The following is a 7,021-nucleotide window of genomic DNA, read 5'->3' on the forward strand; positions in this document are numbered from 1 at the left end:
CCAAGGAAGCAACATGAACCGATATTCCATGGCCGCGCTCGCAATCGCCGTCACGCTCGGCGTGGCGACACTCTCGATGCCGGCCGGCAGCCGTGCCGCCAACGCCGGGCCCTACAGCAGCAACTTGCCGGTACAGGGCGCCATGCCGGGTTTCGACGGCGCGCTCACGTGGCTCAACAGCGCGCCGCTGACGCCGGCACAACTGCGCGGCAAGGTGGTGCTGGTCGATTTCTGGACCTATTCCTGCATCAACTGCATCCGCACCGTGCCGTATGTGCGCGCCTGGGCCGACAAGTATCGGGGGCAGGGCCTGGCCGTGGTGGGGGTGCATACCCCCGAGTTCAAGTTTGAAGAGGACCTGACCAACGTGAGTGCCGCCGTCGCGCGCTTCCAGATCGATTTTCCCGTTGCGGTCGACAGTGACCATCGTATCTGGCAGGCCTGGGGCAACCGCGCCTGGCCCGCCTGGTATCTGGTCGATGCGAACGGCAAGATCCGCTACCGCCAATTGGGGGAAGGTGGATACGACAAGCTGGAGCGGGCGATCCAGTCCCTGCTGGCAGAAGCGCGCGGCGGCCCGGTCGATACCACGCTGGTCGCTCCCCCCATGCCCGCCGAGCAGCTCGCGCCCGACCTGCGCCAGCTCGATTCGGCCGAGACCTATGTCGGATACAGCCGGGCCACGAACTTCCGCTCGCCTGAACGGGTCCGCTCCGGCGTGCCGCACGACTACTCGGTCGGCTCACTCGGCCTGAACCAGTGGGGTCTGTCCGGACGCTGGACCGTGAATGCCGAATCCGCGGTGGCCGCACAAGCCGGAAGCGGCGTTGTCCACCAGTTCAGCGCCCGTGACCTGCACCTTGTGATGGGCGCCGGCGCACCCGGGCGCCGTGCGCGCATCAAGGTCAGCATCGATGGCCGCGCTCCGGGCGCGGACCACGGGGCCGACATCGATGCCGACGGAAACGGCCTCGTCACGGACACCCGCCTCTACCAGCTGATCCGGCAGTCCGGAACCGTACGCCAGCGGCGCGTCGAGATCCGTTTCCTCGACAGCGGGGCCGACGTGTATGCCTTTACCTTCGGATAACGGCAAGCGGCAGCGCGCCTGCCCGGTCATGGCGCGGGCGGCGACTCCAGGGCGCGCAGCACCAGCCGCGCTTCCAGGCCGCCTTCGGGGCGGTTGTGCAGGGTCAGTGCCCCCCCGAGCGTGAGCGCCAGCTGGCGTGCGATGGCAAGCCCCAGGCCAGTGCCGCCGGTGTCGCGGCTGCGCGAGCTTTCGATCCGATAAAACGGCTCGAACACCGCCTCCAGCGCCGTGTCCGGAATGCCCGGGCCCTGGTCCAGTACCCGGATCATGATGAGCGCGTCTCCGGAGCGCTCCATCACGATCCGTGCCTGGCCTGCATACTTGAGGCAATTATCGACCAGGTTCGTGACGACGCGGCGCAGGGCGCCGGGGCGCGTGACGAACGGCTCGCCGGGCTGGCTGTTGAACACGACGTCGGCGCCGCTGTCGAGATAGTCGAGCGTGATGGCGTCGAGCAGGTCGTTGGGGTCGATCGCGCGCGCCGGCTCGAGCAGGCCGTGCATGGCGCGCGCATAGCCGATCCCTTGCCGCGCCAGGTCTTCGAGCTGCTGAAGATCCTCGATGAGGCGTTGCTGCTGCGGCGATTCGTCCATCAGGTCGACGCGCAGGCGCATGCGCGTGATCGGCGTTTGCAAATCGTGCGATATCGCCGCCAGGATGCGCAGCCGTTCGTCGACGTAGGCGGCGATGCGCCGCTGCATGGCATTGAAGGCACGGGCCGCGCGCACGACCTCCGACGGTCCTTGTTCCGGCATCGGGACCGGGCGCAGGTCGGGCCCGAGCGCGTCGGCGGCCTGGGCGAGAGTACGCAGCGGCTTCATTGCCAGCCGTACCGCCAGCCAGCAGGCCAGCGCGACCAATGCCAGCTGCCCCGCCAGCATGTAGGGCAGGCGTGGTGAAAGGGGCAGGCCGCGGCGCGGGCGGAAATCGATTGTCAGCGGCTGCCCGTCCGACAGCTGCACGTGCACCTGGAATCGTTCGGGTCCGCCTTCGACCGCACGCGCGGTGAATGCGTAGCCGGGTGTCAGCGCGCGCGTGACCGACGCCAGCAAGCGTGCCGAGTGCGGCGCGCGAACCGGTGGCCCGTCGCTGCCGGTGCCGGACACAAAACGGTAGCCGCCGCGGGCAAGGCGCGGCAGCCAGGCCGCCCGCTCCGTGTGGGGCAAGCGGTCGATCAGGGCAACGGCGGTGCGCACGTCGGACTCGACGTAATCGATCATCGCCCCCATGCTCGCGTCGTTGCGTTCTTCAATCGTCAGATGGGCGGAAAGGAACTGGGCCGCGGCCAGTCCCGCCAGCAGAATGAACGACAGGCGCGCAAACAGGCTGGCCGGCGCCAGCCTGCGCAGAAAGGCGATGACGCGGCTCACATCGCGCCCGCGAGCGGCGTGACCGGGCATGACAGCACATACCCTTCGCTGCGCAGCGTCTTGATGTAGCGCGGCTCGCGCGGATCGTCGCGCAGACGCTGGCGCAGGCGGCTGACAAGAATGTCGATGGAGCGGTCGAATGCCTGCGCATCGTGGCCGTGGGTCAGCTCCAGCAACTGATCGCGTGTCAGGACACGTTGGGGATGGTCGAGGAAGACCCGCAGCAGCCGGTATTCCGCAGTGCTCAGCGCGACCGCGACATCGTCATCGGCGAGCAGATGGCGTGCCACGACGTCGAGCCGCCACGCTCCGAAGCCGATCAGGCGCGCCGACTCGGTCACCTGCATGTTGGGAGGAAGCATCCGCGTGCGGCGCAGCACCGCCCTGATGCGCGCCAGCAGTTCGCGCGCCGCGAACGGCTTGGCCATATAGTCGTCGGCGCCCAGCTCGAGGCCGACAACGCGATCGGTTTCATCGTCGCGCGCGGTGAGCATCAGGATCGGAATGGCGCGGTGCTTGCCCGCCCTGATTTCGCGGCACAGGACGAGCCCGTCGTCGCCAGGGAGCATGATGTCGAGAACGATGACGTCCGGCGTCGACCGTTGAAGTGCCGCCCGCATCTCGCGGCCGTCGGCCACCGCCGTACAGCACAGGCCCTGTTTTTCAAGATAGGTACTGAGCAACTCACGAATGTCCCGGTCGTCGTCCACGATGAGGACATGATCGGTCTCTCCCACGCTTTTTCTCCTTTGGTGGCTTAGTGGCGGCAGCGAGCCGGCGTGCGCCGTGCTGCCAGGTGTGCCAGCCTGATTGCTGAACCGATGCCGGGCATGTGCGCTCAGCGCGCTTTCGCTTTTTTGTATACGCCGTCCGCCAGGGCGGACTTTTCATCGGCGACCACCAGGCCATCCTTGCCCACCTTCAATTCCAGCGACTCGAACGCGGTCATGGCCGAGATGGGGTTGGTCAGGCGGAAACCGGCGATGCGGGCTTTGGCGCGCTCGGGCGTCACCGCCAGCCATTGCCACTCTTCCTGGCTGTTACTGCGGCGCAGGCCGGTACGGGCCCAGACTTCGCCGGCCGGCATGGTCACGGTCGCCTCGCCATTCCTTGGGTTGGTATTGGCCACCGCGCTCTTGCCCGACGCCGCTTCAAACTTGACTTCGATGTTCTTCAACAAAATGTCCGCCGTGCTGGCGACCGCCACCCAGGTGCCGGCCCCGGGTTCCTTCTTCGCCTTGAACTCGCTGTCGGTCTCGAGGCGGAATACCATCGGATTCTTTACCGGCGTGAGTACGATGAGCTCGTTCTTGATCTCCCAGACGCCCTCGGTGCCATCGTCTTGCGAGCCGTAGATGAGCATGAACTGGAATTTGCCGTTCTTGCCCAGCCAGAGCTCCGAACCGACTTCCCTCACCCCTTGCAGAAAGTAATTCCCGGGAAGTTCGTTGATGTCGGGCGGTGCGGCGAACGACGTCAGGCTGGCCGTGGCCAGGACGAGAGCGGACAGGAGCGGAAGGGTGCGCATGGCAATGTTTCCATTTCAATTATCGAAGCAGCATTCTACGCCAACGCCCCATCCCCGCTTCACGACACCTTGCCTGCGGCACGCCGGCGCAGGTAACGCCGTAGCGCTTCGCTGGGCGTCTTGAGCGCGGCGGCGCAGCGTCCGGCGTCGCCGCCGCTGGCCGCCAGCGCCGCCTCGATCTCGGCCGGTGCGATCGCGTCGACCTGGCGGATGGCGGGATGCGCCTCGATCAGCTTGTACATCGATGGGCGCGACACTCCCAGCGCCAGCGCCGCATTGCGGATCAGCCAGCCGTTCGCCTCCAGCGCGTCCAGCACCGCCTGTCCGCTCACCTTGCCCAGCCTGACGCGCGCCGGCCGGCTCGCCACTCCAGCCGCCACGCCCGGCACCAGCGCATCGAAGGCCAGCGGCTCGCCCGCCTGCGCGGCGCTCAGGGCGCGCTGCACCACGCTGCCGAGCTGGCGCACATTGCCGGGCCAGTCGTAGTTGCACAACTGGCTGATGAAGGCCAGCGGCAGTTCGGCGGCGCTGCCGGTGCGCGCCCTCCACGCCTGCATGAAATGCAGCGCCAGCACACCGATATCGCAGCGCCGCTCGCGCAGGGGCGGCAGGTGCACCACCAGCGCTTCGAGGCGGCGCAGCAAGCCCTGATGAAAGCCGCCGTGCTGCAGATCGTGGTCGCTGGCGCCGATCAGGCGCACCCGCGCCGCCTCCTTCACGCGCGCGCCGGGCGGGCGGTACTCGCCGGTCTGCAGCACGCGCAGCAGCATCGCCTGCACCGCCCGCGGCGCCGTGCCTATCTTGTCGAGAAACAGGGTGCCGCCGCCGGCCCGCGCGAAGGCGCCCGTTTGCGCGCCGAACAGGTCGGCCACCGCCTGCGTTTCGCCCAGGGTCGCCATGTTCACCGTCGCCATCGGGCCGTGGCCGCGCGCGCTGGCTTGATGGATCGCCTGCGCGGCGAGTTCCTTGCCGCTGCCGGCTTCGCCCAGCAGCAGCACCGGCAGGTCGGTGGCGGACACCTGCCGGATCAGCTCACGCACGCGGGTCGCGGCGCTGCTTACCCCGCGCACGGAGGCGATGGCGCTGTGCTGCGGCAGGCGGTCCACCCAGTGCACGCACAGCAGCACCACGCCACCGAGGCCGATGACCAGGCCCGCGTCCACCTGTTCGGCTGTGCAGCGCGTGCCCGCGCCGGCCAGCACGGCGCCGTTCAATTCCACCCGCATGCGGCTTTGCGGCAGCAGCAGGCTCACGCCATGGTCGCGATGGCGCCGCAGCCGCAACGAATCGCGCGCGATGCGACGGTGGCCGAGCGGCGCGGCGCTGGCCGCGGGGCCGCAAAACAGCGGCGCGAAGCGGTTGAGCTCCATGTCGCCGCTGCCCGGCGCGGCGATGAACTGGTCGCCGATACGCTGCGGCTGCGGGTGCCACAGGATGGTCAGCGCCAGCCGCTGCGCGGCACGGCCGGCGAGCGCGCAGACCGGTGAGGCCAGGGTGTTTTCGGCGTCGATGAGGGAATGGATCACGTGCGGGCTAGCCCGGCATCGGGACGGTGGAAGAGCAATTGGTCATCGGGCGTATCAAGGGGGGGGCAGGTTCCGGAGCGGGCGCCGAGGTGTTCGCCTGCGGCGCGCCAGCCTCGATTCTACCGCCATGCGCGTCGATGACCGCACGGCGGCCGAGCCACCCCGAAACGGCGTCACGCCAAATCGCATCGGCACGGCCTGACAGGAAATGTGAAAATGCGCTACTTGAACAAGAAGGTGGATGCAAATGAGACGACGAGTACTACTGGCCATCATGCTGGCCTGCTGCGCCGTGGCGCAGGCGCAGCCGGACGGCAAGGCGCTGACCGCCCGGCTGCAGGCGCTGCATCGGGACGCGGGCTTTCCCGGGTTTGCGGTGGCCACCGTCAACACGGATGGGGTGACGTACCGGCACGGCTTCGGCTACGCCGACCTGGGCGCCAGGCGGCCGTACCGGACCGATACCGTGCAAAACGTCGGTTCGGTCAGCAAGACCTTCGTGGGGGTGGCGCTGGCCAAGGCGATCGAGCTGGGTTACTTCACCCTCGATACCGAGATCAATGCGGTACTGCCCTTTCGCGTGGACAATCCCCATGCGGACGCCGGACCGATCACGATCAGGCATCTGGTCACGCATACCTCGGGCATCGTCGACGACGATGAGACTTACGGACACTCGTACTACCTGAACGCCTATTCGGACCGCCGCAGTCCCTTGTTCAAGCGTTTCACACAGGAGTTCACCGTGCCGGGACGGGCCGATGCGTCGCTCGGTGGTTTTCTTCGGAACTACCTGGCGGCCGGCGGGCGCGACTTCAAGGCGAGCAATTTCAGCGCGGTGCCGAGCGGCAGCACCTACGAGTATTCCAACATCGGCGCGGCGCTGGCCGCCTATCTGGTCGAACTCAAGAGCGGACAGCGCTTCGATGCGTTCTGCCAGACCCATATTTTCCAGCCGCTGGGCATGCGCCATACGGGATGGTCCATCGATGCGGGGCTCGCTGCGCGCCATGCCCGGCTGTACAACACCAGCAAACAGGCATATCCGCTGTATTCGCTCATCACGTATCCGGATGGCGGCCTGATCACTTCCGCCGACGACCTGGCCATCTTCCTGGTGGAAATGATCAAGGGGTACCGGGGCGAGTCGGCCTTGCTCGGCAAAGCGTCGTTCCGGCTGCTGTTCGACAAGCAGTTCGCCGACGATGCCATTCCGGCCGGCAGTCCAAAAGGCGAACCGAATGGCGGCATCTTCTGGCGCCACAAGGCCAACGGGCAGATCGGGCACTCGGGCAGCGATCCGGGCGTGACGACGTTCATGGCGTTCGATCCGGTACGAGGGACGGGAAAGATCTTCCTGACGAACAGCGATTTCGGCGACGCGAACGAGGACAGTTCACCGCGCGCAATGACGAAATTCAAGGCCATCTGGTCGGCGCTTGATCGTTAGCCGGGGAGAACCGATGGCCGTACAGGAGAGGCAACTATCCGCTTAAGATGCCGCTTA

Annotated in this window: 6 protein-coding genes; 2 read left to right on the forward strand and 4 right to left on the reverse strand. The window is 67.3% G+C overall.

Going from position 1 to position 7,021, the window contains the following annotated elements:
• Nucleotides 1–13 precede the first annotated feature (13 nt).
• Nucleotides 14–1,090: a thioredoxin family protein gene (locus RBA40_RS24415; RefSeq protein WP_306650684.1), complete on the forward strand. Its 1,077-nt coding sequence runs from the start codon at nucleotides 14–16 to the stop codon at nucleotides 1,088–1,090.
• 26 nt (nucleotides 1,091–1,116) lie between these two features.
• Here the strand turns inward: RBA40_RS24415 and RBA40_RS24420 are convergent, their stop codons facing one another.
• From RBA40_RS24420 to RBA40_RS24435, 4 genes are all read right to left on the reverse strand, one after another.
• Nucleotides 1,117–2,490, reverse strand: coding sequence for an ATP-binding protein (locus RBA40_RS24420; protein WP_306650686.1), 1,374 nt, complete (start codon nucleotides 2,488–2,490; stop codon nucleotides 1,117–1,119).
• On the reverse strand, nucleotides 2,457–3,197 hold the full coding sequence (locus RBA40_RS24425; protein ID WP_306650688.1) for a response regulator: 741 nt from the start codon (nucleotides 3,195–3,197) through the stop codon (nucleotides 2,457–2,459). The genes RBA40_RS24420 and RBA40_RS24425 overlap by 34 nt, the downstream gene beginning before the upstream one ends.
• Before the next feature lie 101 nt (nucleotides 3,198–3,298).
• Nucleotides 3,299–3,988, reverse strand: coding sequence for a hypothetical protein (locus RBA40_RS24430; protein ID WP_306650690.1), 690 nt, complete (start codon nucleotides 3,986–3,988; stop codon nucleotides 3,299–3,301).
• 59 nt (nucleotides 3,989–4,047) lie between these two features.
• The gene (locus tag RBA40_RS24435) at nucleotides 4,048–5,514 is read right to left on the reverse strand and encodes a sigma-54-dependent transcriptional regulator (protein WP_306650692.1); all 1,467 of its coding nucleotides are present in this window, start codon (nucleotides 5,512–5,514) and stop codon (nucleotides 4,048–4,050) included.
• A gap of 247 nt (nucleotides 5,515–5,761) precedes the next feature.
• Between RBA40_RS24435 and RBA40_RS24440 the strand changes: the two genes are divergently transcribed.
• Entirely contained in the window at nucleotides 5,762–6,964 is a 1,203-nt protein-coding gene (locus tag RBA40_RS24440) for a serine hydrolase domain-containing protein (RefSeq protein ID WP_306650694.1), read from the forward strand.
• Nucleotides 6,965–7,021: the final 57 nt, after the last annotated feature.

Source organism: Massilia pseudoviolaceinigra (genome assembly GCF_030846505.1).
In the GTDB taxonomy this organism is placed as follows: domain Bacteria; phylum Pseudomonadota; class Gammaproteobacteria; order Burkholderiales; family Burkholderiaceae_D; genus Telluria_A; species Telluria_A violaceinigra.

Excerpts from the sequence above, each read along its gene's own strand:
- RBA40_RS24430 (WP_306650690.1), bottom strand. The coding sequence starts at position 3,988 with ATGCGCACCCTTCCGCTCCTGTCCGCTCTCGTCCTGGCCACGGCCAGC.
- RBA40_RS24440 (WP_306650694.1), top strand. The coding sequence starts at position 5,762 with ATGAGACGACGAGTACTACTGGCCATCATGCTGGCCTGCTGCGCCGTG.
- RBA40_RS24415 (WP_306650684.1), top strand. The coding sequence starts at position 14 with ATGAACCGATATTCCATGGCCGCGCTCGCAATCGCCGTCACGCTCGGC.
- RBA40_RS24420 (WP_306650686.1), bottom strand. The coding sequence starts at position 2,490 with ATGCCCGGTCACGCCGCTCGCGGGCGCGATGTGAGCCGCGTCATCGCC.